The 25,674-nt window shown below is 68.7% G+C and carries 30 protein-coding genes, 1 pseudogene and 1 riboswitch; of the genes and pseudogenes, 22 read left to right on the forward strand and 9 right to left on the reverse strand.

Annotated features, from left to right (window positions below; translation table 11 throughout):
- The first annotated feature begins 24 nt into the window (after positions 1–24).
- Complete coding sequence (locus GQQ92_RS01015; protein ID WP_156997384.1) at positions 25–1,761, forward strand: DUF7059 domain-containing protein; 1,737 nt, start codon at positions 25–27, stop codon at positions 1,759–1,761.
- Positions 1,762–1,888: 127 nt separating this feature from the next.
- Here the strand turns inward: GQQ92_RS01015 and GQQ92_RS01020 are convergent, their stop codons facing one another.
- Positions 1,889–2,314, reverse strand: a complete 426-nt coding sequence (locus tag GQQ92_RS01020) for a DUF1761 domain-containing protein (protein ID WP_156997385.1) — start codon at positions 2,312–2,314, stop codon at positions 1,889–1,891.
- Positions 2,315–2,526: 212 nt separating this feature from the next.
- Between GQQ92_RS01020 and GQQ92_RS01025 the strand changes: the two genes are divergently transcribed.
- The 4 genes from GQQ92_RS01025 (at position 2,527) to GQQ92_RS01040 (ending at position 6,183) form a co-directional block, all read left to right on the forward strand.
- Positions 2,527–3,459, forward strand: coding sequence for a J domain-containing protein (locus GQQ92_RS01025; protein ID WP_156997386.1), 933 nt, complete (start codon positions 2,527–2,529; stop codon positions 3,457–3,459).
- Between the two features lie 100 nt (positions 3,460–3,559).
- Positions 3,560–4,837, forward strand: a complete 1,278-nt coding sequence (locus GQQ92_RS01030; RefSeq protein WP_156997387.1) for a M18 family aminopeptidase — start codon at positions 3,560–3,562, stop codon at positions 4,835–4,837.
- Positions 4,838–4,932: 95 nt separating this feature from the next.
- Positions 4,933–5,097, forward strand: coding sequence for a hypothetical protein (locus GQQ92_RS01035; RefSeq protein WP_156997388.1), 165 nt, complete (start codon positions 4,933–4,935; stop codon positions 5,095–5,097).
- A 354-nt stretch (positions 5,098–5,451) separates the two neighbouring features.
- Positions 5,452–6,183 carry a dienelactone hydrolase family protein gene (locus GQQ92_RS01040; protein ID WP_156997389.1) on the forward strand — a complete coding sequence of 244 codons (732 nt, stop codon included), beginning with the start codon at positions 5,452–5,454 and terminating at the stop codon, positions 6,181–6,183.
- A gap of 97 nt (positions 6,184–6,280) precedes the next feature.
- On the opposite strand, the gene GQQ92_RS16460 is transcribed toward GQQ92_RS01040, so the two are convergent.
- The 3 genes and pseudogenes from GQQ92_RS16460 to GQQ92_RS16465 all read right to left on the reverse strand — a co-directional run bounded on the left by GQQ92_RS16460 (position 6,281) and on the right by GQQ92_RS16465 (position 7,085).
- On the reverse strand, positions 6,281–6,658 hold the full coding sequence (locus GQQ92_RS16460) for a hypothetical protein (protein ID WP_197738021.1): 378 nt from the start codon (positions 6,656–6,658) through the stop codon (positions 6,281–6,283).
- Between the two features lie 39 nt (positions 6,659–6,697).
- Positions 6,698–6,805, reverse strand: a pseudogene (locus tag GQQ92_RS16975) (maleylpyruvate isomerase N-terminal domain-containing protein); the annotation flags it as partial.
- Complete coding sequence (locus GQQ92_RS16465; protein WP_197738022.1) at positions 6,756–7,085, reverse strand: hypothetical protein; 330 nt, start codon at positions 7,083–7,085, stop codon at positions 6,756–6,758. The gene GQQ92_RS16465 and the pseudogene GQQ92_RS16975, both read right to left, overlap by 50 nt.
- 150 nt (positions 7,086–7,235) lie before the next feature.
- Here GQQ92_RS16465 and GQQ92_RS01050 point away from each other — a divergent pair, with 150 nt between their 5' ends.
- Complete coding sequence (locus GQQ92_RS01050; protein WP_232057421.1) at positions 7,236–7,778, forward strand: helix-turn-helix domain-containing protein; 543 nt, start codon at positions 7,236–7,238, stop codon at positions 7,776–7,778.
- 3 nt (positions 7,779–7,781) lie between these two features.
- Positions 7,782–8,360: a PIN domain-containing protein gene (locus GQQ92_RS01055; protein ID WP_156997390.1), complete on the forward strand. Its 579-nt coding sequence runs from the start codon at positions 7,782–7,784 to the stop codon at positions 8,358–8,360.
- Positions 8,361–8,601: 241 nt separating this feature from the next.
- On the opposite strand, the gene GQQ92_RS01060 is transcribed toward GQQ92_RS01055, so the two are convergent.
- A complete protein-coding gene (locus GQQ92_RS01060) occupies positions 8,602–10,839 on the reverse strand; it encodes a helix-turn-helix transcriptional regulator (RefSeq protein ID WP_156997391.1) in 2,238 nt (745 codons plus the stop codon).
- Between the two features lie 179 nt (positions 10,840–11,018).
- Between GQQ92_RS01060 and GQQ92_RS01065 the strand changes: the two genes are divergently transcribed.
- From GQQ92_RS01065 to GQQ92_RS01100, 8 genes are all read left to right on the forward strand, one after another.
- Complete coding sequence (locus tag GQQ92_RS01065; RefSeq protein ID WP_156997392.1) at positions 11,019–11,336, forward strand: carboxymuconolactone decarboxylase family protein; 318 nt, start codon at positions 11,019–11,021, stop codon at positions 11,334–11,336.
- A 124-nt stretch (positions 11,337–11,460) separates the two neighbouring features.
- Positions 11,461–12,276, forward strand: a complete 816-nt coding sequence (locus GQQ92_RS01070) for an MIP/aquaporin family protein (protein ID WP_156997393.1) — start codon at positions 11,461–11,463, stop codon at positions 12,274–12,276.
- Positions 12,277–12,281: 5 nt separating this feature from the next.
- Positions 12,282–13,763, forward strand: coding sequence for a DUF1254 domain-containing protein (locus GQQ92_RS01075; RefSeq protein ID WP_156997394.1), 1,482 nt, complete (start codon positions 12,282–12,284; stop codon positions 13,761–13,763).
- Between the two features lie 190 nt (positions 13,764–13,953).
- Positions 13,954–14,787 carry a tyrosine-protein phosphatase gene (locus tag GQQ92_RS01080; RefSeq protein ID WP_156997395.1) on the forward strand — a complete coding sequence of 278 codons (834 nt, stop codon included), beginning with the start codon at positions 13,954–13,956 and terminating at the stop codon, positions 14,785–14,787.
- Positions 14,784–15,422, forward strand: coding sequence for a hypothetical protein (locus GQQ92_RS01085; protein ID WP_156997396.1), 639 nt, complete (start codon positions 14,784–14,786; stop codon positions 15,420–15,422). Before GQQ92_RS01080 ends, GQQ92_RS01085 begins: the two co-directional genes overlap by 4 nt.
- Positions 15,423–15,446: 24 nt before the next feature.
- On the forward strand, positions 15,447–15,830 hold the full coding sequence (locus GQQ92_RS01090; RefSeq protein ID WP_156997397.1) for a hypothetical protein: 384 nt from the start codon (positions 15,447–15,449) through the stop codon (positions 15,828–15,830).
- 157 nt (positions 15,831–15,987) lie between these two features.
- A complete protein-coding gene (locus GQQ92_RS01095) occupies positions 15,988–16,404 on the forward strand; it encodes a hypothetical protein (protein WP_156997398.1) in 417 nt (138 codons plus the stop codon).
- A 291-nt stretch (positions 16,405–16,695) separates the two neighbouring features.
- Positions 16,696–17,256, forward strand: coding sequence for a rhodanese-like domain-containing protein (locus tag GQQ92_RS01100; RefSeq protein WP_156997399.1), 561 nt, complete (start codon positions 16,696–16,698; stop codon positions 17,254–17,256).
- A gap of 46 nt (positions 17,257–17,302) precedes the next feature.
- Here the strand turns inward: GQQ92_RS01100 and GQQ92_RS01105 are convergent, their stop codons facing one another.
- On the reverse strand, positions 17,303–18,688 hold the full coding sequence (locus GQQ92_RS01105; RefSeq protein WP_156997400.1) for an L-serine ammonia-lyase: 1,386 nt from the start codon (positions 18,686–18,688) through the stop codon (positions 17,303–17,305).
- A 123-nt stretch (positions 18,689–18,811) separates the two neighbouring features.
- Between GQQ92_RS01105 and GQQ92_RS01110 the strand changes: the two genes are divergently transcribed.
- The 3 genes from GQQ92_RS01110 to GQQ92_RS01120 all read left to right on the forward strand — a co-directional run bounded on the left by GQQ92_RS01110 (position 18,812) and on the right by GQQ92_RS01120 (position 20,874).
- Positions 18,812–19,378 carry a GNAT family N-acetyltransferase gene (locus tag GQQ92_RS01110; protein WP_156997401.1) on the forward strand — a complete coding sequence of 189 codons (567 nt, stop codon included), beginning with the start codon at positions 18,812–18,814 and terminating at the stop codon, positions 19,376–19,378.
- Positions 19,379–19,463: 85 nt separating this feature from the next.
- Positions 19,464–20,000, forward strand: coding sequence for a DUF3060 domain-containing protein (locus GQQ92_RS01115; RefSeq protein WP_156997402.1), 537 nt, complete (start codon positions 19,464–19,466; stop codon positions 19,998–20,000).
- 106 nt (positions 20,001–20,106) lie between these two features.
- Positions 20,107–20,874 (forward strand): alpha/beta hydrolase, encoded by a 768-nt coding sequence (locus GQQ92_RS01120; protein ID WP_156997403.1) that lies wholly within the window; start codon positions 20,107–20,109, stop codon positions 20,872–20,874.
- 77 nt (positions 20,875–20,951) lie between these two features.
- Here the strand turns inward: GQQ92_RS01120 and GQQ92_RS01125 are convergent, their stop codons facing one another.
- The 3 genes from GQQ92_RS01125 to GQQ92_RS01135 all read right to left on the reverse strand — a co-directional run bounded on the left by GQQ92_RS01125 (position 20,952) and on the right by GQQ92_RS01135 (position 24,090).
- Entirely contained in the window at positions 20,952–21,563 is a 612-nt protein-coding gene (locus GQQ92_RS01125; RefSeq protein WP_156997404.1) for a CoA-binding protein, read from the reverse strand.
- Positions 21,560–22,855 (reverse strand): O-acetylhomoserine aminocarboxypropyltransferase/cysteine synthase family protein, encoded by a 1,296-nt coding sequence (locus GQQ92_RS01130; RefSeq protein ID WP_156997405.1) that lies wholly within the window; start codon positions 22,853–22,855, stop codon positions 21,560–21,562. Before GQQ92_RS01130 ends, GQQ92_RS01125 begins: the two co-directional genes overlap by 4 nt.
- Before the next feature lie 92 nt (positions 22,856–22,947).
- The gene (locus tag GQQ92_RS01135) at positions 22,948–24,090 is read right to left on the reverse strand and encodes a DUF4232 domain-containing protein (RefSeq protein ID WP_156997406.1); all 1,143 of its coding nucleotides are present in this window, start codon (positions 24,088–24,090) and stop codon (positions 22,948–22,950) included.
- A gap of 49 nt (positions 24,091–24,139) precedes the next feature.
- On the opposite strand from GQQ92_RS01135, the gene GQQ92_RS01140 reads away from it, so the two are divergent.
- From GQQ92_RS01140 to GQQ92_RS01155, 4 genes are all read left to right on the forward strand, one after another.
- On the forward strand, positions 24,140–24,436 hold the full coding sequence (locus GQQ92_RS01140; RefSeq protein ID WP_156997407.1) for an antibiotic biosynthesis monooxygenase family protein: 297 nt from the start codon (positions 24,140–24,142) through the stop codon (positions 24,434–24,436).
- A gap of 24 nt (positions 24,437–24,460) precedes the next feature.
- A riboswitch (guanidine-III (ykkC-III) riboswitch) is annotated at positions 24,461–24,527 on the forward strand.
- Positions 24,528–24,541: 14 nt separating this feature from the next.
- A complete protein-coding gene (locus GQQ92_RS01145; protein WP_156997408.1) occupies positions 24,542–24,868 on the forward strand; it encodes a DMT family transporter in 327 nt (108 codons plus the stop codon).
- Positions 24,869–25,023: 155 nt separating this feature from the next.
- On the forward strand, positions 25,024–25,455 hold the full coding sequence (locus tag GQQ92_RS01150) for a hypothetical protein (protein ID WP_156997409.1): 432 nt from the start codon (positions 25,024–25,026) through the stop codon (positions 25,453–25,455).
- The gene (locus GQQ92_RS01155; RefSeq protein ID WP_156997410.1) at positions 25,449–25,670 is read left to right on the forward strand and encodes a helix-turn-helix transcriptional regulator; all 222 of its coding nucleotides are present in this window, start codon (positions 25,449–25,451) and stop codon (positions 25,668–25,670) included. Before GQQ92_RS01150 ends, GQQ92_RS01155 begins: the two co-directional genes overlap by 7 nt.
- Positions 25,671–25,674 lie beyond the last annotated feature (4 nt).

The raw sequence follows: 25,674 nt of genomic DNA on the forward strand, positions 1-25,674 counted from the left end.
GGAGCGGTGCGCTTGAATGGACGGATGAACGCGAACGACGCCGCCGCACACGATCGCCGCGACGCGGGCCGCGACGGCGACGATGCGCCGAGCGGCGGCGCGCTGAGCACCGCCGCGCCCGAGCGTCGACGCGACCTCCTCGCCTCGCTCGCGGTCGACCTTCGCTCCGCGAGGTTCGCCGTCGCCTCCCTCGACGCCCTCTGGGGTGCCGAGGCCGCAGCGGCCCTGCACCGCGGGCAGCGCGTCCCGGCCCGACGGGTGCTCGAGGCGAAGCGGCTCGAGCACGCGGCATCCGCCGAACTCGCGACGCTCGCCGAGCTCTTCGTACTCGGGCTTGCGGTGGACCGCGACGATCTCGGCCGCGCCCTGCCCGCGCTCGGCGTCGACGGCGCGATCGAACTCGGCCTCGTCGGCGCGGACGCCGTGGCCGACGACCCGGTCGGCGAGCTGGGCCGGGCACGCGGCATCCGCCCCCTCCTCGACCTGCGGCCGTACGCCTTCGTCGACGCGCACGGCGCGGGCGAATGGTGGATCCTCTCCGACCTCGGCGAGCTCGCGCTCGGACATGCGCTCGGCGAGCACCACGTGCTCGGTGTCGGCGGCGCATCGATGACGCTGTCGGGCCTCATGATGCCCGACGCCGCGGGCAGCGTGCTCGACCTCGGCACCGGGTGCGGCATCCAGGCCATGCACGCCTCCCGATTCGCCGACCGCGTCGTGGCCACCGACATCTCGGCGAGGGCGCTCGAGATCGCCGCGATGAACGTGGAGCTGAACGGCATCGAGGGCGTCGAGTTCCGCCTCGGGAGCCTGTTCGACCCGGTCGCGGGGGAGCGCTTCGACCGGGTTGTCTCGAACCCGCCCTTCGTCATCACGCCGCGGCGCGAGGGCGTGCCCGAGTACGACTACCGCGACGGCGGCATGGTCGGCGACGGCATCGTCGAGGCCGTCATCACGGGCGTCGGCGAGCACCTCGAGCCCGGCGGCATCGCCCAACTGCTCGGCAACTGGGAGTACCGCGGGCGCGGCGACGCCTTCGACCGGGTCGGCGAGTGGCTCGCACGCAGCGCACCCGGCGGTGGGGCGCTCGACCACTGGGTCGTCGAGCGCGACGTGCAGCACGTCACCGAGTACGCCGAGACGTGGATCCGCGACGGCGGCACGCGCTCCGGCGAGGACTTCGACCGCCTCTACGATGCCTGGCTCGACGACTTCGCCGCGCGCGGGGTGCGCGAGGTCGGATTCGGGTACGTGCTGCTGCGCCGGCCCGTCGACGACGCGGGCGAGCAGACGATGACGGATGCCTCGGGCGCCGCGCGCGAGGCATCCGCTCGCCTCGCCCGCCTCGAACGGCTGCACGGGCCGCTCGGCAGCGACGGTGCGACGCTCGGCAGCCACCTCTCGGAGTGCCTCGCCGCGCACGACCGGCAGGCCGCGCTCGACGACGCCGACCTCGCGCGCTCCCGCCTCGCGGTCGCGCCCGACGTGACCGAGGAGCGCCACCACTGGCCCGGCGACGAGAACCCGACGGCCATGCTGCTGCGCCAGGGCGGCGGGTTCGGGCGGGCGATCACGCTCGACACCGGCCTCGCGGCGCTCGTCGGCGCGTGCGACGGCGAACTCGAGGTCGGCCAGATCATCGCCGCGATCGCGCACCTGCTCGAGGTCGACGCGGTCGCGCTCGCCGCAGAACTGCTGCCCGCGGTGCGCACGCTCGTCGACGACGGGATTCTGCGCTTCGCGGAGGGGCCGGGCGAGTAGCGGGGCGGGGCGCGTCTCGAGACGGCGCTGGCGCGCCTCCTCGACGGGCGGCGGCGTCGGGGCGTCTCGAGACGGCGCTGGCGCGCCTCCTCGACGGGCGGTGGGCCGCGCCTCCTCGACGGGCGGGTCAGACCGTGCCGGCCGGCGGCCACGCGCCGATGATGAGCGCCATGACCACGAACGTCACGAGCTCGTGCGCGATGTTCAGGATCGTGAGGCCCGAGGGACGTCCCTCGAAGGCGTCGTGCGTCACGAATCTCGCCGCCGTGAACCCGGCCCACGCGACGATCGCGACGATCAGGGCGACGCCGAGGTAGTTGCCGCCGAACGCGAGCCACGTCACCTGCACGGCGAGCGCGAGCACCCACGCCGAGATGAAGCTCACGATGAGGGTGGTCAGGATGGGGCCGACCGCGCTGCGGTCCTCCATGTCGACCTTCGCGACGCGCATCCAGTAGTTGCCGAAGACCGCCGGCGTGTACCAGATCGACCCCACGATCATCGTGGAGATCGTCGCGAGCGCGACCGCCCAGTAGTTGACCTCAATCGTCATGGATCCACCTCTCCCCGCGGCACGGCGTGCACCGCCGCACGCTCTGCGCCGCGACCGGCGCGGCTCGCCCGGAACCGTTGGCCCGGAGTCTATCGATGAGGAAAGCTCAGCGCCGGGAGGGCGCGCGCATGCGGCCGTGTCGGGTGCGGGCGTTGCGCCGACGTGCAGGGGAGCGGCGGTAGTCTCGTCTGCGCACACCTGAAAGCGAGCCCATGCCCGACAGTCCGCTCTCCGCCTCACCGTACGAGGTGCTCGGCGTCCGCGCCGACGCGAGTCCCGACGAACTCCGCCAGGGGTACCGTCGTGCCCTGCGCCGCGCGCATCCCGACACGGGCGGTTCGACCGCGCAGTTCGACGCGGTGCAGCGGGCATGGACGCAGGTCGGCACGACGGCGGCGCGAGCCGCGTTCGATCGCAACGGACGCAGCGCCTCGCCCGAGCCGACGCACGAGACCTGGGCGCCCGCCCCGCCGCGTCCGCGCCGCGACTCACGACCGCTCGCGCGTTCCTACGGACACCCCGGCGGCCTCACGCGCCAGCGGTATCTCGACGGAATCCGCGAATGGGTGGGGTACGGCGACGAGATCCCCGACCCGTACGACCCGTCGCTCGTGCGACGCGCGCCCCGCGAGATCCGGCACCTGCTCGCCGACGCGCTCGCCGAGGAGTCGACCGCGCGCTCGCTCTCGACGCTCGGCATCGCCTTCACCGTCTGGCACGACCTGGCGACGGATGCCGCGGGGCCGGGCCTTCCGCCCAAACTCGACCACCTCGTGCTCGGTCCCACCGGGCTCTTCGCGATCCAGTCCGAGGACTGGGGCGGGCCGGTGCGCTTCCGGCGCGGCGAACTCATCGGCGAGGCGCTCGCGGGCGAACGACCCGTGCGGGCGCTCGCAGCCCGGGCGAAGGCCATCGGACGCGCCGCGAAGGTCAAGCCGACCGCCCTCGTCGTCGTCGTGCCCGATGAGTTCGCCGATGAACCCCTGCAGATCGGCGGCTCGCACCGGGGTGCGGTCGTCGCGCTCGTGCGTGCTTCACGCCTCTCGAGCGCCGTGTTCGATGGCATCCCCGGCTCGCCGCACCTCGGCGGCTCCGAGGTCATGGAGGTGCGCACCCGCCTCCAGCAGACGGTGCGCTTCGCCTGAGCCGCAGCGGTGCGTCGAGGCATCCGGCTCGTCGGGGCATCCGCCTCGCCGCGGCATCCGTCGGTTCGCGTCGGGCGCACCCACGGTGTTGGATTGAGCCATGCCTCTGGATCGCGATGCCCATGTCGAAGACCTCTCCGCGTTCATCCGCGAATCGCCCTCGTCGTATCACGCTGCGGCGGCCGTGGCCGATCGGCTCGTCGCGGCCGGGTTCGACCGCGTCGACGAACGCGACGCCTGGCCGACCGGGCCCGGCGCGCGCGTGGCGGTGCGCGACGGCGCGGTGATCGCGTGGGTGCAGCCCGAGGGGGCCACCGCGACGAGCCCGTACCGCATCCTGGGTGCGCACACCGACTCGCCCTCGTTCAAGCTGAAGCCGGGCGCCTCGACGAGCACCGAGGGCGTGCTGCAGGCCGGCGTCGAGGTGTACGGCGGGCCGCTGCTGAACTCATGGCTCGACCGTGAGCTCGAGCTCGCCGGCCGCCTCGTGACCGTCGACGGCACCGAGCACCTCGTGCGCACCGGGCCGTTGCTGCGCATCCCGCAGCTCGCGATCCACCTCGACCGCGAGGCGAACAAGGGCCTCACGCTCGACCGGCAGCGCCACCTGCAGCCCATCTGGGGCACGGGCGCCGCCGCCGACGGCGACATCCTCGGCCACCTCGCCGGCATCGCCGGGCTGCACGTCGGCGACGTCGTCGGGCACGACGTGCTCGCGGCCGACACCGCGGCGCCCGCCCGCTTCGGGCTCGACGACGTGTTCTTCGCGGCCGGCCGTCAAGACAACCTGACCTCGGTGCACGCCGGCCTCGTGGCGCTGTTCGCCGCGAACGGCGCCGATGCGTCGCACGTGAGCGTGCTCGCGGCGTTCGATCACGAAGAGCTCGGCTCCGAGTCGCGCTCGGGCGCGAGCGGCCCGTTCCTCGTCGATGTGCTCGCGCGCATCGCCGCCGGGCTCGGCGCCGACGATGTGGACCGTCGTCGCGCGTTCGCCGATTCGTGGATCCTCTCCTCTGATGCCGGTCACGCCGTGCACCCGAACTACCCCGAGAAGCACGACCCCGTGAACCGCCCGCACCTGGGCGACGGCCCGCTGCTCAAGCTCAACGCCAACCAGCGGTACGCGAGCGACGCGCACGGCTCCGCCCTCTGGGCTCGGGCCTGCGAGCAGGCCGGCGTGACCTACCAGCCGTTCGTGTCGAACAACGTGATCCCGTGCGGGTCGACGATCGGTCCGCTGAGCGCGACCCGTCTCGGCATCCGCACCGTCGACATCGGCACGCCGCTGCTGTCGATGCACTCGGCCCGCGAGCTCTCGCACGTCGACGACCTCGCCGCGCTCGGGTCGGCGGTCACGGCGTTCTTCGCGCCCGCCTGATCCGGTCGGTCGATGAGCGTGGGGCGTGAGTCTCGCAAGTTGCTGATCGTCGTCCTCGGCGCCCCGCCTACTTCGCTGCATCGGTCGCAACAGACATGGCGCTCGCGGACACGTTCGCCATCTCCGGCGGCGACCACTCACGCTGGTCGAACGTGCTCTACTTCGCGAGCGCTGCGGCATTCGTGGGGGCCGTCGTCCTCCCGATCGTCTTCGCGTTTCGGAACCGCCGGGTCACGCACGGCCTGCGCCCGGTGGACTGATCGCCGCGGAATCCGACTACCGAGGGATCCGACTACGGGCGGTCGACTTCGTCGTGATCCGCGATCGAGCGCGCGGCCCGTTGGGCCTGCGCGGCTCCGACGAGGCTCCAGACGATGAGCCATCCGGTGCTCATCGTCCAACCTTATGACGGCGGGATCGCTTCATCTGGGATGCACCGGATGGAACGCGGCGTGGAGTCACGACGCTGATATCCTGAGCCGGTCCGTGCGACTGTGTGATCGAGGAGGTGGTACCTGTGAACGAATCGACGTGGGTGCTCCTCGATGGAGACACGGCAGGGCGATAGGTCGTCCGGGAGCGCCGCTCAATGCGCATTCCCGAAAGGCACGACCATGCACTTCACCTCTGAACCCCGACTCCACGACGGCGTCATCGAACGCGACTTCGCACTCGGCGAGATTCCGGGCATCCTTTGGACGCCCGAGTCAGCCTCGGCCCCCGTACCGCTGATCCTGCTGGGTCATCCCGGTGGACTTCGGCAGATGCACCCTCGGCTGGCAGGCCGGGCACGGCACGCCGCGGCGGACGGCATCGCATCGGCGACCATCGAACTGCCCGGCGGCGGTGACCGACCGGGCCTTCCCGGCATTGACGAGGCACGCACCGATCTGCGCCGCGCGCTGCAGGCAGGCGAGCCTGTCGGAGCCGAGATCATCGACCGCCTCGTCCTGCCCCTGGTCGAAATGGCGGTCCCGGAATGGCAGGCAGCCTTGGATGCGCTCCTGTCCCTGCCGCAGATCGACGGACCCGTCGCGTACTCGGGCGGGATCATTTCGATCGGCGTGCGGCTCGCCGCGGTGGAGCCGCGCATCGTCGCGGCGGCGCTGTTCGCCGGCAGCTTCGTCCCCCGCGCGATCATGGAGGAGGCTCGTCGCGTGAGCATTCCGGTGCACGTTCTGCTGCAGTGGGATGACGAGGGGAACGACCGCCAGATGGCGCTGGACCTGTTCGACGCGTTCGGTTCCCGAGAGAAGAGCCTGAACGCCAACATGGGCGGACACACCGGCGTTCCCCGACATGCGGGGGAGGGAACGAGCGGCTTCTTCGCGAGGCACCTGCGCTGATGGCTTCCGTCGTGGGCAAGCGCGGGCACGATGGGCACTCAGAGACGGCACTTTGCCCGCTGGCCACGACAGCGCCATCGATGCCCGTGAGGGATCATCAGGCGGAGGGGTCCCAGGCGATGAGCTGATCGAAGATGCGGCGGTCGCCGTTGAGCTCGAGGGATTCCATGGATATGCGGCCGTAGAAGAACAGCACCAACTCGCTGGCTGTGCCGCGGGCAGTGACGTCGGCCGGGAGCTGATCCTCGCCAGCAACGGGCGCGCCGAGGCGTGTAACACGGGCGCCCTGGCGGTCGAGCCGGAGCCGCCATGAGCGGCCCTCCTTGGCGTGATAGTCGACGACGGCGGGTTCGTTCGGCCAAGCGACTGTTGTTGCGCAGAGAGTGAACTGGCAGTCGTCGAAACCGTCGAGGGCGACCTCGTCTGGAATCGGCTGGGGCACACCCAGAGTGAGTTGCGCGTCGTAGGTGTACACCGCGATCTCAGGAACTTGGCGTCGCGCCCATGCTCCGGAGGTCTGCGGTGACGGCGAGTCGTCCCACCACGTCCAACACGGGCGGTCCGGGCCGGCCTCACGCAGCGTGCTCGTCAGTCGCTCGACCGACTCGTTCCACCAAGTCAGTAGAGCGTCGCGCTCCCGGGGGGGCACCGGCAGCGCTCTCCCACGCGGACTTCGCAGGGGGAGCGTCAGCGGGCCCCGCGGCGACGATAGCGGCGGTCTTGCGCCGGCCCACGCCGACGTGGCGCACGAGGTCGAACAGTGTTCGTCCGGGTGCCGCATTCGGATCGCTCGTCAGGACCGGCAGATCGAGGCTGGGCGCGGCCTCGATCGCAGCGCGGAAGGCGGCGGACCGTTCGTCGATGAGCCGGAGATGATCAGCGAAGGTGAGAATCGTCTGCACCCCGGCTTTCTACCACCGTGCGCCCACCGCCGAAGAACGCCAGCCCGCTCGGTTTCGAACCGACGCGGAGCGATGATCACTTGGTTCGCGTTGAGGGATCCCTCAGCGCGACAGAGGTCGGAACCCAGGAAGTCCAGTATCGTGGGCGATATGGACGTTTTGAACGTTTTGGGCGATAATCGAGACATGAGTACTCCAGTTCCCAGCCCGTCCCGTGAGCCACGCGTGGTCGCTCCGCCGGAGGACCTGCAGGAGATGCTCAACCTTGCGCGGCTGCTCGAAAGCCACTCCGCCCCCGCGATGCTGCTCGGGCCTGACGGCGAGCAGATCCCCTTGCCTCTCGAGATCTACGAGGTACTGCGGCAGGTCGTGAATGCAATGGGTAACGGTGCGTCCGTCAGTGTCGAGCCGATCGACCGTCAACTGACGACCCAGCAGGCGGCGAACTTGCTGGGCGTGAGCCGGAACACCTTGGTCCGGCTGCTCGACGAGCATGAGCTGCCCTTCGAACGCCTCGGGGCCTCCCGGCATCGGCGTCTTCGTCTGCAGGACGTGCTTGCGTACCGTGAGCGGAAGCGGATCGATCGTCGCAGTCGTCTTGATGAGCTGACCCGCCAGGCGAGCGAGGACGGCCTGTACGACGTCGACGCCGGGGCGTACCGGAACGCCCTCGCCGAGGCGAGGAAGTCTTAGGCGGTGGCGCTGTTCACGGCGTTTCTCGATGCTTGCGTGCTGGTTCCGATCGCGCCGTGCGACACGATGCTGCGGATGGCCGACTCCGGCGCGTTCCGGCCGTTGTGGTCACGACGGGTCGTTGATGAGGCGCTGCGTGCACTTGAGCGCATCCATCCCGACATTGACCCAAGCAGGTTCCAGAGCCGCTTTCGCTCGATGGATGAGGCCTTCGACGATGCTCTCGTCGAAGGGTGGGAAGCACTCGAGGGAGGGATCGAGCTTCCGGACCCTGACGATCGCCATGTTGTTGCCGCAGCGATTCGGGGTCGTGCTGATGTGATCGTCACCGAGAACGTCAGCGACTTCCCCGAGGCTGCGCTGCGGCCCTTCGGCCTGGCCGCCATCCGGCTGGATGACTTCCTGCTGGATCAGTTCGACCTCGGACCGACCACCACATGCCAGGTCATCACTGAGCAAGCAGCGGCGATGACACATCCGCCCGTCGCAGCGGAGGTGCTGTTGGCGAGACTGGCCCGCAGCGGGGCTCCGAAGTTCGCGAAAGCCGTCAGCGAGAGGCTGGCTGACAACGACCTGGGGTAGACGACTCACGCCCGCACACCGACTCACGCCGGCGCGGTCTCCGTGGTCGCACGCGGCGCACTCCGCCAACTAGCCGATCCCTGAGCGCGACACACACTGCGGCTGTCTGTGGTGAGATCTTCGTGAGACAGATCTCGCTCCGTCGCGTGGCGTAGATGTGGAGTTCAGACCTTGGTCGCGTTGTCCAGTAGCACTGGGCTGTGGGCTCAGCGAGGTCGAAGGCAACGTCTATCTCGCCTCGTCACTCCCCGAGCATGCCCGCTTGGATCGCTCGCTCGACTGCTTCAGCGCGCGAGGAGACGTTCAGTTTGCGGTAGATCGAGGCCACCTCCGTGCTCACGGTGTTGCGCGAGATGAACAAGCGCTGGCCGATCTCGGCGACCTTGAGATGGGTCTGCAGGTAGGGAAGCAGGCGAAGCTCGGCGGGTGTGAGGGGGGTGGTCGCAAAGTGTCCTACCGTCTCGGCCAACTGCGCGCGGAAGGTTTCGATCTGCTCAGCGAGGACGCCGATCCGAGGGCGGCGTCGCAGCAGGTCGTCGACCTCGTGGAGGAGGTGCATCGCGGCCGCTCGGTCGCCCATTTGCGAGTAGCACATCGCGAGCTGCAACCGCGTACGCATGGCGAGGTAGGGCAGCACATGGGTGCAATCGACCCGTGCGCGCATGGCCTGTGCGAGCAATCGCGTGGCGCTGCTGTCATCGCCGTTGTGGATCGCGATGCGTGCGCTGACGGCGAGAGCGAGCGCCGTCGTCGCATACCCGGACATGTGGTTGGCATCGATTGCTCGGCGGCCCGAAGCGGCGTGAGCGTCCGCCGCCGCCCAGTCGCCGTCGTCAATCGCGAGGATCGCCAGTTCGGCTTCGCTGAGTAGCACCGAGTCCGTGTTCCCGAAGGGGACTGCACACTCGATGGCTTCCTCGAACGCTTGACGCGCCTGTCGGTTCTCCCCGTTGAGGAGGTAGGCGGAGCCGAGCAGGTGCAGCGCCTGGTCCCTCCACGGGCTCCATACAGGCTCGTGGTCGACGGCGTAGTTGGCATCCGCCAGCATTCGAGCGGGACCATCGCCGCACATCCCCGCCCGGACCATCGCGCGAGCCGACTTGAAGGCGATCTGATCCTCTGCGGACTCCTCCGACACGTCGACGTGCTCCAGGCCGGCTGCCCACTGCTCGGACGCGGGCGATTTCCCCAGAAGGATCGCCGTCCAGGCTGCGATCACCGTCAGGGCCGGGGTCGCCTTGACAGTGTCGTCGCCGAGTTCACTCAACCACCTCTCGACCGATGCCACTTCGCCGCGTTGATAGGCGGGCAACGCGGCCGCAGCAACAAGCGCCGGGGAACGCTGTCGCTCGCCGGAGGCCAGAAGGTGTTCGATCGCGCGCTCGTTCGCGCCCTCGGACTCGAACCACTTCGCCGCGCGACCGTGCAGAAGCGAAATCTCCTTCGCTTCGACTCTCTCCAACTCGCCGAGAAGAAACTCGCGAAACAGTGCATGGTACCGGAACCATCGCCTTCGTCGGTCCAGTGGGATGAGGAAGAGGTTCAATGAAGAGAGGGCGTGGAGCATCGCCTGCGAGTTGTCGGCTTCGCGGACGGAGTCGCAGAGCGGACCAGAGAGTTGGCTCAGGACAGCGGTGCGGCGGAGGAAGTCGCGCAGAGCGGGGTCGAGGCGCGTGAAACACTCCTGATACAGATAGTCGGAAACGAATGTGTCTTCGCCGGACACGCTTACGACATCGGAGCCGCCGGCGGACGCCAGAGCACAGAGGAAGATCCCAGTGGGCCAGCCTTCGCAGCGCTCCACAACCGTCGAAATCTCTTCGTCGCCGGCGTCTACGCGCGCCGCCTCGAAGATGGTGCGAGCGTCGATTGCTTCGATCCGAAGCCTCTCTTCGCCGATCTCGAGAAGACTGCCTCCGACGCGAAGACGGGTGACGAAGTCCGGAGCGACTCGGCCGCCGATCACGACCTGTGACCCGTCGGGAACCTCGGCAAGCACCACCTCGAGGGCATCCCGACACTCGCTTGAGTTCGCAAGATGCAGATCGTCGATGAAGAGGACGAACGGCTTCGCGGTGCGGTTGAGCGCCCGCCCGAGCATTGGCGCTGATCGGCCGAGCATGGAGGCACCGACGCCGCGCATCTCGGCGACGACCTCCGCCGCGTCTGCAGAGACCTCCGCAAGCGATGTCGCCAGAAGGGTGAGTAGGGCCGCAGGATCGTTGTCGAGTCGATCGACCGAGGCCCATGCAACGAGACGGTCGTCGGTCGCGGCCCACTCCGCGAGCATCGTCGACTTGCCGTATCCGGCCGGGGCGATCACCGAAACAACTCGACACTCGCTCGCCCGTGCCACCTCGATGACGCTGCGGCGGCTGACCACTCCGATACCTGGACGCGGCGAGGAGACCTTTCCCTTGAGGAGTGCGCGATTGAAGTCCGGTCGAAGTGAACCCCTTTTGACAAGCGCCTCGGTCACTCCTGAATGCTATGCCGCTTCGCCTCCGCTGTGAACGATGCGGAGCGAATCTGCTATCGATCAGCAACGCGCACTTTCATACAGTCCATATGAGGGTTGTCCAGCTGGTCCGCTCCACACTGATCATCAGCATGTGAGTTCGACATCGCGCGCGGCCGTCGTTGGTGGAAGAAGGATTCGTGGACTACCTTGAGCGCCTCCGCCGATTGTGTGTCGACGATGAACTGCCGGGCGATGCGGACGAACCGGGCTCGAGCATTCTCGACCCTCGGGCCTATCATCTCGTTCGGCTTGCTGCGCTCGTCGCGATGGCTGCGGCCGAGCCGTCGATTCGGAGCGAGGTCGACGACGCGATCGGTGTCGGCGTTCGACCGGACGAGATCGTCGACGTGCTGTCCGCGGTGACCACCGTCGCGGGGCGGCCCCGAGTCGTTTCGGCAGCGCCGAGAATCGCCTCGGCTCTCGGCGAGGATCTCGACCTTCTTGCGAATCTCTAACCCCAGACCGATCTGCGTGAACACAGGAGGAGCAGCTGAATGATCGGCACGTTGAAGAGTTGGAACGAGGGCGGGGCCAAGTGGGTCGCTCAGGTGAGTATTCCGGCATCCGAAAGGGACACCCATGTCAGGTAGCAATGCGACCCGCCGCAAGGAGGAGTCCTGGTTCCGTACCGAGTTCCTCGAACCCATGAACGACTTCAAGAACCCGCGTCAGGAGTGGCGGCGGCTCTTCTCCGAGTTGTTCGGCACGTTCCTGCTCGTGATCGTCGCAGCCGGCGGCGGGATGATGAGCCAGGCGTTCCCCGACACCATCAGCAGGCAGGCGGCGGTCGTCGCCCCTGGCCTCATGGTGATGGGGATCATCCTGTTCATGGGCAAGGTGTCGGGCGCCCATCTGAACCCGGTCGTGAGCCTCGCGTTCGCGCTTCGACGCGACTTCCCGTGGCGACGGGTACCCGGGTACATCATCGTGCAACTGCTCGGTGCGACCCTCGCAGCCCTCTTCCTGCAGTCGGTCGTCGGCGTCTCGGCATCCTACGGATCGAACTACCCCGCTTCCAGCTACACCGACGGGGCCGCGTTCTGGATGGAGTTCGTCCTCACCCTGGGATTGGTCAGCGTCATCCTCGGCACCGCATCGGGCGCGCAGAACATCGGCATCATCGGCGCGTTCGGCGTCGGCTCGTACATCGCCCTGGCGGGCCTCTGGGGCAGCCCCATCTCCGGCACCTCGATGAACCCCGCCCGCACGTTCGGGCCAGATCTGGTCGGCGGCGACTTCTCCTCGTATTGGGTGTACGTCGTCGGGCCGCTGGCGGGAGCGCTGGTCGCGGTCGCCTTCGGGTACGTCCTGCGCGGTCGAGGCGGCGGCAAGGCGGGCTCGGGCGCCGGGCAAGGCGCGCTCTTCACTGAAGTCGACGACCAGACGAAGGACTGATCTGTATGGCATACATGACCACATCCGCGGGGGTACCTGACGGGTACAACACACCGATCCCCAGCAAGATCCTGACGCCGGACCGCGTTCAAACGCGGATCGGTGCGTTGGAGTTCACCGACGGCTTCCCGAGCGACGAGACGGCTGCGAAGGTCTTCGACAACCTCGATTTCCTGCGAGCCGTCGAGGTATTCCTGCAGTGTGTTCCCGCGGCGTCGATGGAAGGGATGCGCGCAGGGCTGACAGAGATCGGCCTTGATGCCGCACACAAGATGGTGATCGCCGACCGCCTGCTGGATTCCAACCCGCTCTTCCTGACCGGGAACACCGACACCGTCTACGCGCTCGCGATGCTCGACCTGGACCGTGACGGTCCGACGGTCGTCGAGATCCCACCGGGCTGCGGGCCGGGCACCGTCAACGACGCCTGGTTCCGGTTCGTGACCGACATGGGCGCACCGGGACCTGACCGCGGCGCCGGGGGCAGCTACCTGATCGTGCCTCCCGGCTACACGGGCGAGATCCCTGACGGGCATTTCGTCTCCCACTCGCCGAGCTATGCCAACCTCCTGGCATTGCGCGGCTTCACCGTCGAAGGCAAGACCGATGCGGCGAGGGCGATGTTCGAGGACGGCGTCAAAATCTACCCGCTGTCTGCAGCGCAAGATCGGCCTCAAATGGAGTTCAGTTCCTTCTCGGGCAAGGCGTTCAACACTATTCACGCCAACGATCGGGAGTTCTATGAAGAGATGGCGCAGGTGATCAGGCGCGAACCGATCGAGATGATCGATCCGGAGACACGGGGCCTGCTCGCTTCGATCGGCATCCACAAGGATCATCCGTTCGAACCTGATGAGCGGATGCGCGCCACCCTCGCCGATGCCGCCGCAGTCGGCAACGCCACTGCCCGCTCGATCGTGTTCCACACCCGGGACAAGCGCGCCTACTTCTACGAGGACCGCAAGTGGAAGACGGGCTTCGTCGGCGGCGACTACCAATGGCTCGACGGTGATGGGCGGGATGGCCGCAACTTGGACGCCAGGACGATGTTCTTCTACCAAGCGACGCTGAACACCCCCGCGATGGCGCTGGAGATGGTGGGCGTCGGCTCGCAATATGCGCTCACTGAACGGGATGCTTCCGGCGCGTTCCTGCAGGGCGAGAAGAACTATCGCCTCACCCTCCCACCGAATGTTCCGGCCAAGGACTTCTGGTCGGTCATCGCCTACGACCCGCAGACCCGCTCGGAGCTGCAGACCGGCCAGCCCTTACCCAGCCGCAGCAGTGAGAACAACCACGATGAGCTCGTCTACAACGACGACGGATCGATAGACCTGACCTTCGGCCCGGAGCCCCCCAGCGAACGTCAGGGCAACTGGATCCAGACCGCTCCCTCGAAGAGCTGGTACGCGATCCTGCGGCTCTATGGACCGCTCAATCCCTGGTTCGATAAGACATGGAGACCCGACGACATCGAACGTGTCTGACCGCCTTTTCGTGCACCATGCAACGTCCCTCGAGCGCATGACGCTCCGATTCGGGTAGCCACCTGCCGCGAGGCGCTCCCGCCACTGCTCACCTATACAAGGTGATGCGCCGCCACGAAGCGAGGGTCTACGTTGGCACCCGGAGAGCCCCTTGGACGACGGGGTGACCAGCGCGTCGAGAGGGGACGATATGAACGCCACCACCAGCGACACCATCGTGACCACCGGGATCAGCCCCGGCGTGGCCATCGATATTCAGGGAGTGCCGAATCTGCGGGACGTCGGGGGTTGGTCCGCCGCCGGGGGAAAAGTCAAGACCGGTCAGGTGTACCGCTCCGCGGAGTTCTCTGGGCTGAACGGCACGGCGGCCGACGAGTTCGCGCAGCTCGGCGTACGAACCGTCTACGATCTGCGCACGGCGGACGAGCGAACCGCGAACGCGAACATTCTGCCGACGGGGACGGAGTACATCGTGCTCGACATCCTCGCCGATCAGCCCGGCGCCGGGCCGGCGCAGATGCTGCAGGTGCTGAGCGACCCCAAGGCCGCCGAACAGCTCCTCGGCGGCGGCAAAGCCGTCAAGATGTTCGAAGAGAGCTACCGCCAATTCCTCTCGCTCCCCAGCGCGATCGCCGGCTTCCGCCAATTCTTCATGATCCTCGCCGAGCAGGAGCACCGCCCAGGACTCTTCCACTGCACGACCGGGAAGGACCGCACCGGCTGGGCCGCTGCATCCCTGCTCCTGCTCCTGGGCGTGAGCGACGACGACGTTCTGGCCGACTATCTACTGACGAACGACTCGCTCGTGCCCGTGCTTCAGCCTACGGTCGACAAGTTTGCGTCGATCGGTGGCGACCCGGCCCTGCTCGCACCGGTGGTGGGCGTGACGAAGGAATACCTCGAAGCCGCCCGGGCTGAGATGGAGGCGCAGTTCGCCGACATCGAGACGTATTTCTCAAGGGGTCTCGGGTTGAGCTCGAGGACGATCGACTCGCTCCAGAACGATCTGGTGGTGGCGTCGTGAGCGAGCTGACCGCAGTCGACATACTGCTCGAGCCCGATCAATCGATGCTCGCGCGCGCCCAGTCGGAGAACGACCGAATGCTCACCAGCATCCCTTCGCCTCCTGGCTTCCATCTCGATGAGCACCACCGGCCGCACATCACGACGCTTCAGCGCTACGTGCGGACTGCAGCGCTCGATGAGGTGTACGCGGCGATCGAAGTGGTGCTGAGCACCCTCGACCTCAGCCACCTGACCTTCTCAGCGGAGAAGATCGAGCACATGGAGGTGCAGCCGGGCGTCGGTATCGCCGCCGTCGTCGTGAAGCCGGGCAAGGAGGTACTCGACTTCCAGTCGCGCCTCATTGAGGCGCTGAGGCCGTTCACCGAGTCCGGCGGTACCGCCGCGGCCTATGTGCGCACCGATGCCGAACCCGACATCAACAACACGACGATCACCTACATCGAAAACTACGTCCCCGATCACAGCGGGGCCAACTACCTCGCGCACGTCACCGTCGGCATCGCCAAACTCACCGACCTGACAGAGATCGAGGCGACGCCATTCGAGCCGCTCACGTTCTCGGTCGGCGGGGTCAGCATCTACCAGCTCGGGAACAACGGCACCGCCGCCCGCCTACTGAAAAGCTTCTCGTAGTCGATCGATCACCGCTGCAGTGCCATGGTTGAGGTCATGATGGAGACGCCTTCTCTCGCTCAGGTGCGCCGAGTGCTCGAGCGAACCCTGATCGTCACTGGCGGCGAGCTCACCGCCGCCATGCGGGATCAGATTTCGGCACTGCGCGCGGTGAGTGGCCCTGTCACGATGCTCGAACTTGACATCCCCTCCGAGGTCCAGAAGATTGACCGCGCAAATGGTCCCTACCGATCCATGAGCAACGATGCTCAGGTCGAGGTTGTCGACGAAAGCGGCGACGCTATTGGCGGGATCCTGCTGTGGGTAGAAGACGGTCGGCTGATCACCCTTGAGTACTACTGGTACACCGACGACCCGCCACTCGAGCTCCCAACCGTGCAGCGCATCGTCTGCGCGACGTCGCGGTAACCGATCGGTTTACGACGAGGTCGGGATGCGCACCGGACGACACGTTGGCGCAGTTCGCAACCTAAGTCGTGTCATACTTTGGCGCGCCGTTTGAGGTCCATCGGCGTTCAAAGCGCGCGGGTCGACAGCGCAAGAACGGGTGAACGAGGAAGCCACGATGAAGCTCGCCTTCTCGAGCAGAGGTGCTGCCCCAAGGGTCGTTGAGACAGCGGCAAACGTGCTGGTGGTCGGCGGTGCGTCCGCACTGGTCTACGCCCTGATCGTTCTGGCTTTCCTCGTGCCCTCGCTGGGAGACAGCAACGCGGCCTTGGCTCTCGCTGCCGGGGCCACAGCGTTCGCGGCATGGTGCGGCGCAGTCGCGATAGTGAGTGGGATCCATGCTCGTCGCGGCCGAGAATGGCCACGGTTTGTTGCGACGCTGATTGCCATCACGTTGGCTGTCGCTGTCCGCGACCAATGGTTCATCTTGATCGCGCTGGCTCTCGTCAGCGTCGGCGCGGTACTGCTGTGGCTCCCAACTGCGCGCGCATACGCGGGCACCGGTCGTCGGATGAAAAGAATCAAAGAGGACTGACGGCTACCTGGTGCGACTCCCCGTGACCGGAACGCCCGCAAGCCGGTCCGGCAGCGGGCGTGAGCCCGATCCCGGGGAGACGCGATACGCCGTGGTGAAGGAGATGTCCGATTGCCCTGCCCGCTGAAACGGCCCGCGAAGGTGCGGCAACTGCGACGCCGAGGCCGGCGGCGGGCAGGATCAGCAGGGCCGGCCCGCACCGCCCCGCCATCCCTGATCGTGTCAGGATGTCGCGCATCGGCGTCCGGATTTCGCGAGGCCGTCGGCGGTCGCCGATGGCAGGGTCGAGGCATGACGCAAGACGCAGCCACTCAGCTTTCGCCCCACTCGTCCCTGTTCGAGCAGGTCGCCTCGCCCGCCGACGCGATCGCGCATTTCCGCGGCCGCCTCGGGTTCGAGGCGGATGTCTCCGACGTGCAGGCGGCGCTCGCCGGCGGCGAGCCGTTCGTGCTCATCGACACGCGCAACGACGAGGCGTGGGCGCAGGGCCGCGTGCCGGGCGCCGTTCATGTGCCGCGTCGCGAGATCGGTGCGCGCGCGGCATCCGTCGTTCCGGTCGGCACGCCGGTCGTCGTCTACTGCTGGGGTCCCGGATGCAACGGGGCGACCCGCTCGGCGCTCGAGTTCGCCGCGCTCGGATACCCGGTGAAGGAGATGATCGGCGGATTCGAGTACTGGGTGCGCGAGGGCTTCGCGTTCGACACCGACGCGGAGCTCGCGCAGCGGGTGCCCGACGGACTCACGAACGTCGCGCCGGGCGGGATCGTCGGCCCGGGCGGGCAGCAGGCGAGCAGCGCGGGCCGCGCGACATCCGTCACCGCGATCGACCACGGCATCGCCTGCGCCTGCTGAGCGCCTGCTGAGCGCGGTCGTCGGCGCAGAACGAACGGGAAGGCGGTCAGCACTCCACGACGTTGACGGCGAGGCCGCCGAGGCTCGTCTCCTTGTACTTCGTCTTCATGTCGAGGCCGGTCTGGCGCATGGTCTCGATGACGGTGTCGAGCGACACGAGGTGCGTGCCGTCGCCGTGCAGCGCGAGCCTGGCCGCCGAGACCGCGGTCGACGAGGCGATCGCGTTGCGCTCGATGCAGGGCACCTGCACGAGACCGCCGACCGGGTCGCACGTGAGGCCGAGGTGGTGCTCCATCGCGATCTCGGCGGCGTTCTCGATCTGCTGTGGCGTGCCGCCGAGCACGGCGCAGAGGGCCCCGGCCGCCATGGCGCACGCGGAGCCGACCTCTGCCTGGCATCCGCCTTCGGCGCCCGAGATCGACGCGTTGCGCTTGACGAGCGACGCGATCGCCGCCGCCGTCAACAGGAAGCGGCGGATGCCGGCGGCATCCGCGCCCGGCACGAAGCGCAGGTAGTAGTGGCCGACGGCCGGGATGATGCCCGCGGCGCCGTTCGTGGGCGCGGTCACGACACGCCCGCCCGAGGCGTTCTCTTCATTGACGGCGAGGGCGTAGGCGTGCAGCCACTCGGTCGACGTGTCGCGCGCGCCCGGATGCCCGGTCTCGTCGCGCTCGTACTCTTCGAGGCGTCGGCGCACGCCGGGCGCGCGGCGCGGCACGCCGAGCCCGCCGGGCAGGGTTCCCCCGGTCGAGAGGCCGTGCTCGACGCACTCGGCCATGCCCGCCCAGATCGCGTCGAGCCCGTCGTCGATGCCCGTCTCGCCGTGCAGCGCGACCTCGTTGTACCGCACGACATCGCAGAAGGAAACGCCGTGGGTCTCGCAGAGCGCGAGCAGCTCCGCCGCGTTCGAGTAGGGGAGGGGGTAGCGCACGACCTCGGACTCCTGCGGGGCGTCGCCGTCGCGGCGGATGAAGCCGCCGCCGACCGAGTAGAACGTCTCCTCGGCGATCGGGAGCGCGTCTCCATCGCCCCAGGCCTGCAGCGTCATCGCGTTCGGATGCCCGGGCAGGCGGGTGCGCGGCGCGAACACGACCTCGTCGGCCGACATGCGAATCGGATGCCGCCCCGCGAGCAGGACCTCGCCGCCCTCGCCGAGCGAGGTCCACGCCCCGCGCACGTCGTCGGGGTCGCACGTGTCGGGCCGCAGCCCACGAAGGCCGGCGACGACGGCGTCGGGGGTGCCGTGGCCGAGCCCGGTGGCGCCGAGCGACCCGTAGAGGGTGCACGCGACGCGGTCGACGCGCTCGAGGAGGCCGTCGTCGAGGAGGCCCTGCGCGAAGGCGTTGGCGGCCCGCATCGGGCCGACCGTATGCGAGCTCGACGGCCCGATGCCGATCGAGAAGAGGTCGAGGGCGGAGACGAACGCTGTCACGGCCTCAAGGCTACGCCGCAGACCGTGCAGGCATTCGCCGTGAACGTGCAGGAACCTGCGTATTCGGCCGATCCGGCGCACACGGTCTTCGTGCAGGAGGGCGGTCGTAGGCTGATCCTCCGTATGAACGAGATAACCGCTGCGAGCAAGCCCATCCTCGACGCCCCGACCGGGAGCGCGCCCCGACGTGACGACGTCGTGGTTCGGCTCATGCACCCCGAAGAGACCGACGAGGTCGCCGAGCTGTCCGTCGCCGCCTACTCCGCCTCGTACGCGATCGGCGACGGCTATCGGGCCGACATCGCGGCCGTGGCCGACCGGGCCCGCGAGCACGAGGTCTGGGTGGCGGCGGATGCCGCGACCGGGGCCCTGCTCGGCACGGTCGCCACGCCCCGGGCCGGCCGAACCATGTCGCCCGTCGCCCGAGACGGCGAACTCGACTTCCGGCTGCTCGCGGTCGCGCCCGACGCACGACGGCGCGGCATCGGCGAGACGCTCGTCGAGCATGTGCTCGGGCTCGCGCGCGAGCGCGGCTCGGAGCGGGTCGTGCTCAACACGGGCCCCGAGATGCTCGGCGCGCACCGCCTCTACGAACGCCTCGGGTTCGAGCGGCTGCCCGAGCGGGAGCACACGATCACGCGGCCCGACGGATCGAGCTTCCTCCTGATGGCCTACGGGCGAACCCTCTGAGGGGCCGAGCGGGTTCGACTCGCGGGATCACCCGCTCGGCCGCGGGTGTCTAGGGTGGGAGGAACGGTCGACTCAGGGGGACGGGATGCGGACACACGCGAAGCACGCGCCGGCGGCGCTCATCGGACTCGCGGGCGTGCTCCTGCTGGCCGGATGCGTCATGCCGGTCGACCGCGACCCGGCCGGGGTCGACGGCTCCGACGGGTCCGACGGGTCGAACGCCGCCGGCGGCCGCCAGCAGGTCTCGTGCGCCGAGACGTCGAGCATCACGCTCGAGGGGCAGCGGGTCAGGTACGACGTCGAGGGCGACTGCGCCGAGGTCATCGTGCGCGGCGACGACCTGACCGTGCGCCTGAACGCGACCACGGCGCTCAGCATCGAGGGCCAGGACAACGACATCGAGTCCCGCGCCGAGCTCGGCGCGGTCACGATCAACGGAAACGACAACGACGTGGAGGCGCGCACCATCGCGTCGATCACCATCTCGGGGCGCGACAACGACCTCGAAGCCGCGACCGTCGGCTCGGTCGAGATCTCGGGCGAGGACAACAGCATCGAGGCCGACAACGATCCGCAGCCGGTCCGCATCAACGGCAACGGCAACACCGTCGAGCGGCGCTGAGGCCGCCGCTCGAACCGATGGGGCGGCGCTCGAGACGGCCGCTCGAGACGGCCGAACCGAACGAAAGGCTGACGACGCGAGCGCGCGCGCCTGCGAGACTCGAGCCATGACGAACGCCGCACCGAACGAGTCCGCCGCCGAACGTCCGAGGGGTCGCCGTGGCATCCGCGTGCTGCTCGCCGTGGTCGTGGTGCTCCTGCTCGTGGTCGTGGGATTCCTCGTGTGGGCGAAGACCGTCATGCAGGGCGAACGACCCGCGGCGCTCGAAGCCTGGACCGACGACCGGGTGAGCATCGAGTCGTTCGACGACTCGGTCGTCATGACCCCGGTCGACGCGGCATCCGATCGCGGGCTCGTGTTCATCCCCGGTGCGAAGGTCGATCCGTACGCCTATCTCGCGAAACTCGCCGACGCGGTCGCCGAGACGGGCACGACGGTCGTCATCACGAAACCCACGCTGAACCTCGCGTTCTTCGACCTGCGCCCGCTCTCGACGTTCACGGGCCACGCGCCCGACGTCGACGAGTGGTACGTCGGCGGGCACTCGCTCGGGGGAGTGAAGGCCTGCATGATGGCCGCCGACGAGGAGGTCGCGGGCATCGTGTTCTTCGGCTCGTACTGCGCGAACGACGTGAGCGGCGACGACCTCTCCGTGCTCAGCATCTCGGGCAGCGAAGACGGCCTCAGCACGCCCGACAAGATCGAGGGTGCCGCGCATCTGGTGCCGGCCGACACGACCTTCGTCGAGATCGAGGGCGCGAACCACGCGAGCTTCGGCGACTACGGCGTGCAGCCCGGCGACGGCGTGGCGACGGCGAGCGACGACGACGTGCGCGCGCAGATCACCGAGGCGCTCGTCGCGTTCTGGGGCTGATCGTCAGGTGAGACGGCGGATGCCCCGGAACCCACGAGCGCGGGTTACGGGGCATCCATTCGCGTGCGTGCGTGCTCCTAGCGCAGCGTCTTGCGCGCCGTGATCTGGCCGGTGTCGAAGCCGAGCAGGTGCAGTCCGCCGTGGAAGCGGGCGTGCTCGACCTTGATGCAGCGGTCCATGACGACGGTGAGCCCCTGCTCCTCGCCGGAGTACGCGGCCTCCTGGTTCCAGATGCCGAGCTGCACCCAGATGGTCTTCGCGCCCACGGCGACGACGTCGTCGATGACGCTCGGGATGTCGCTGCCGCGGCGGAACACCACGACGATGTCGGGCACCCCGGGCAGGTCCTTCAGGCTCGCGTAGGCGGGCTGGCCGAGGATCTCCTTTTCCATGGGGTTCACGAAGTACAGGCGGTAGGCGCTGGACTGCTGCAGGTAGGTGCCGACGAAGTAGCTCGAGCGCTGCGGCTTCGGCGAGGCGCCCACGATCGCGACCGACTTCGCCGCGCGCAGGATCGCGAGGCGCTGCTTCGCGTCGGGGCCGACCCAGGTGCGCTGCGACTTCAGCAGCTTCGCGAGCGGCGAGCTCGCGGGCAGGTCGCACGAGAGGCCGTTGACGAGGCGAACGGTCTCGGTCGAGGCGTCGCCGGTCGAGGCATCCGTGCTCGGGGTGTCGAGTGCAGTGCTCATCGTGAAGCTCCAGTCGCGGCCGTGAGGGCCTGGTCGAGGTCGTCGATGATGTCTTCAACGTCTTCGATGCCCACGCTAATCCGCACGACGCCCGGAAGCACGCCCGCGTCGACGAGCTGCTGCTCGGTCAACTGCGCGTGCGTGGTCGATGCCGGGTGGATGATGAGCGTCTTCGCGTCGCCGATGTTCGCGAGGTGCGAGGCGAGGTTGACCGACTCGATGAGCTTCTGGCCGACGGCGCGGCCGCCCTTGACCTCGAAGCTGAAGACCGATCCCGGGCCCTTGGGCAGGTACTTCTTCGCACGGTCGAAGTGCGGGTGGTTCTCAAGGCCGGCCCACCAGACGTTCTCGATGCGCGGGTCGGATTCGAGCCATTCGGCGACCGCGCGGGCGTTGTCGATGTGCGCCTGGATGCGGTACGGCAGCGTTTCAACGCCCTGCGCGAGCAGGAACGCGGAGTGGGGGGCGAGCGCGGGGCCGATGTCGCGCAGCTGCTCGGCGCGCAGGCGCGTGAGGAACGCGTACTCGCCGAAGTTGCCCGACCATTCGAGTCCTCCGTAGCTCGGCACCGGCTGGCCGAACAGCGGGAACTTCTCGGAGTGCCAGTGGAAGCGGCCCGACTCGACGACGACGCCGCCGAGGGTCGTGCCGTGCCCGCCGAGGAACTTCGTCGCCGAGTGCGTGACGATGTCGGCGCCCCACTCGATCGGCCGGTTGAGGTACGGCGTCGCGATGGTCGAGTCGACGATGAACGGGATGCCGTGGGCGTGCGCGACATCGGCGAGGCCCTCGAGGTCGGCGACCTCGCCCGACGGGTTCGCGATGGTCTCGACGAAGAGGGCCTTGGTGTTGTCCTGGATCGCGGCGGCGTAGTCGACCGGGTCGGCGGAGCGCACGAACGTCGTCTCGATGCCGAACCGGCGCAGCGTGACATCCAACTGCGTGATCGACCCGCCGTAGAGGTTGGCCGAGGCGACGATGTGGTCTCCGCTGCCCGCGAGCGAGGCGAAGGTGATGTACTGCGCCGACAGGCCGGAGGCCGTGGCGACGGCGCCGAGGCCGCCCTCGAGGCTCGCGACGCGCTCCTCGAAGCTCGCGACGGTGGGGTTGGCCAGACGCGAGTAGATGTTGCCGTACTTCTGCAGGGCGAAGCGCGCCGCGGCGTCGGCCGTGTCGTCGAAGACGAAGGCGCTCGACTGGTAGATCGGCAGGGCGCGCGCGCCCGTCACCTGGTCGGGGATGTTGCCCGCGTGGATGGCGCGGGTCTTGAAGCCGTATTCGCGGTCTGCCATGCGTTCACGCTAGTCGCGCCGCCTGCACCGACCGCCCGAACCCGTAATGCAGTGCAATCAGACCGCGAGGATGCCTCGAGTGCCGCGGCCGCCTAGGACCCGGTGCGCCACGCGGTGACCTCGACGTCGCCGCCCGTGATGTCGGTCCGAGCTGGAACGTACGTGCGGACGGCACCCGCGTACGGCGCCACGAGCACGAAGTCGGCGGGTTCGAGGTCGCTCGCTGCCGGGGCGCGCCACGAGAGCTCGGCCTCGACGCCGGAGCCGGGCTCGACGGTGAGCTCCACCGGGCCCGCATCCGGCTCGGCGAGTCCGCCGCCGTGCAGCACGCGCACGTCGACGGCTCCCGTGGTGATCGCGCTGAACGCGAGGTCGGGGTAGCCGTCGAGCACGCAGGGCGCCGACGAGACGTTCACCGCGGTGACGCGCATGCCCCGCGTGCCCGCCGCGGAGTCCGGCTCCGATGCCGTGAACTCGAGCTGGTTCTCCGTGCACCACGTCGGGTCCACCGTCCAGTCGCCCGGCGCGACGTCGGGCGCCGGCGTGCCAGTGGGGATGGGTTCGGACGGCTCGTGCAACTCCCCGTCGGAGTCGGCCGCCTCGGCGGAGATCGCCCTGTGCCAGGCCTGGTCGGCCGCCGGCACGATCGCGGCGACCGCGATCAGGCCGACCAGGGCGGCTGCGGCGGCGACGGCGACCGGACGACGATGGGCACGCCTCGGACCGGTGGGGGTCGCCGGTGTGGTCTGCGCCGGGGAGCCGGTCACGGCCCGGGCCGGCTCGAACGCGACGACGGCGAGCGCCGGGAGCCAGCCCCACAGCACGCCCCAATACGCGCCGACTGCGGCGGATTCCGTCGTGGGCAGCACGAACGGCGTCGACGCGACCAGTCCGGCGATGACCGTGCCGAACACGGGCAGCGCAGCCACGGCCGTGCCGGCGAGCACCGCGGCGAGCCATCCGGCGGCGAAACCCGGGGTCCCGCGTCCCGCGCGCAGCAGCAGTGCGAGCAGGGCGAACCCGCCGCCGATCGCGAGCGCCGATGCGAGCACGGCGAGCGGACCCCATGGCCCCGGCGCCGAAGCGCCGACGGGCAGCGTGTCGGGCGCGAGCACACGCGTGATCCTGGTCGCAGCGGACGACCCCGAGGCCATGCCCGCGTGCGCGATCCAGCCGCTCGCGAACCAGGCGGCGATGGCGACGACGGGCGGAACGATCCAACGGGCGACGCGCATCGCCCGAGCCTACGGACTCGGAGCAGGTGCTCGTCGGTAGGCTCGCCGGGTGATCCTCGAACATGCGCTGCTGCCCGTTGTGCCCGGACTCGAGCGCGAGTTCGAGGCCGCGTTCGACGAGGCGCGCCACCTCATCGCGGGCATGCCCGGCTTCGTCGACCTCACACTCTCTCGCGGCGTCGAGTCGCCCTCGACCTATCTGCTGCTCGTGCACTGGGAGAGCGTCGAGGCGCACGAGATCGGGTTCCGCGGGGCGCCCGAGTACGCGCGTTGGCGCGAACTGCTGCACCGCTTCTACGACCCGTTCCCCGTCGTGGAGCACTTCGCGACCGTGCACAGCGCCTGAGCAGGAACGATCGGTAGGGTTGCGGGAACGCCGCGGCTCGCGGCATCCGGACGAGGGCACCCAGTACCCGGAACGCGACAAGACTGGCTCAGGAGTTGAGTCGTCATGTCATGGATCGTCCTCATCGCCTCGGGCGTGCTCGAAGCTGTCTGGGCCACCGCGCTCGGCAAGTCCGAGGGGTTCACGAAGCTCTGGCCGTCGGTCGTGTTCGGCGTCGCGCTCGTCGCATCGATGGGTGGGCTCGCGTTCGCGATGCGCGACATCCCGACCGGCACCGCCTACGCGGTCTGGGTCGGCATCGGCGCGGCGCTCACGGTCGTGTGGTCGATGATCACGGGCGACGCGGATGTCTCGTGGGCGAAGATCCTGCTGCTCGTCGGTCTCGTGGGCTGCGTCGTCGGCCTGAAGTTCGTCGACGGGGGCAGCCACTAGCGTCACGCCGGTCGACGTCGTCGAGCGGATGCCGGCGGCGCTGCCGGCATCCGCTCTCTGTCACCGTCAATGATGTAAAGAATGCTTGACCTCAGGTTCGGAATGCCTTACATTCGGGGTGTCAAGAATTCTTGACACTCGCGAAGGAGGGCACGATGTCGTACGAGGAGAAGGGCGTCTGGTCGTTCCTGGCCATCGCCGTCATCGGCTACGCGGTCTACCTCGGCATCATGCTCCCGCGGCTCGTGGGCACGCCGATCCCCGAGGTCGACTACGTGTGGCCGATGGTGTGGACCATCGGCGGCACGATCGTCGCGGGCATCCTGTCGCGCATCCTCATCGAGATCGTCGCGCCGAGCGAGACCTACAAGGCCGACCAGCGCGACCGCGAGATCGAGCGCACCGGCGACCGGGTCGGCAACTCCTTCGTCGTGATCGGGGCGCTGGCCGCCCTGATCCTCGCGTGGTTCGAGGTCGACTGGTTCTGGATCGCGAACGTGATCTACCTGTGCTTCGTGATCAGCGGCATCCTCGCGAGCCTCACGAAGCTCGCGGCCTACCGCGCCGGGGGGTTCCAGGAATGGTGAAGCCCACGCGCGTGACGAACGCCATCCGCTCGCTGCGGTTCGCCCACGGCGAGATGACCCAGGCCGAGCTCGCCGGTCGCATCGGGGTCACCCGCCAGACCGTCATCGCCATCGAGCAGGGCCGCTACTCGCCCTCGCTCGAACTGGCCTTCCAGATCGCGCGGGTCTTCGGGGTGCCGCTCGACGACGTCTTCCAGTACCCCGAGGGGGAGTGAACGA

Source organism: Agromyces terreus (assembly GCF_009749465.1).
Taxonomy (GTDB): domain Bacteria; phylum Actinomycetota; class Actinomycetes; order Actinomycetales; family Microbacteriaceae; genus Agromyces; species Agromyces terreus.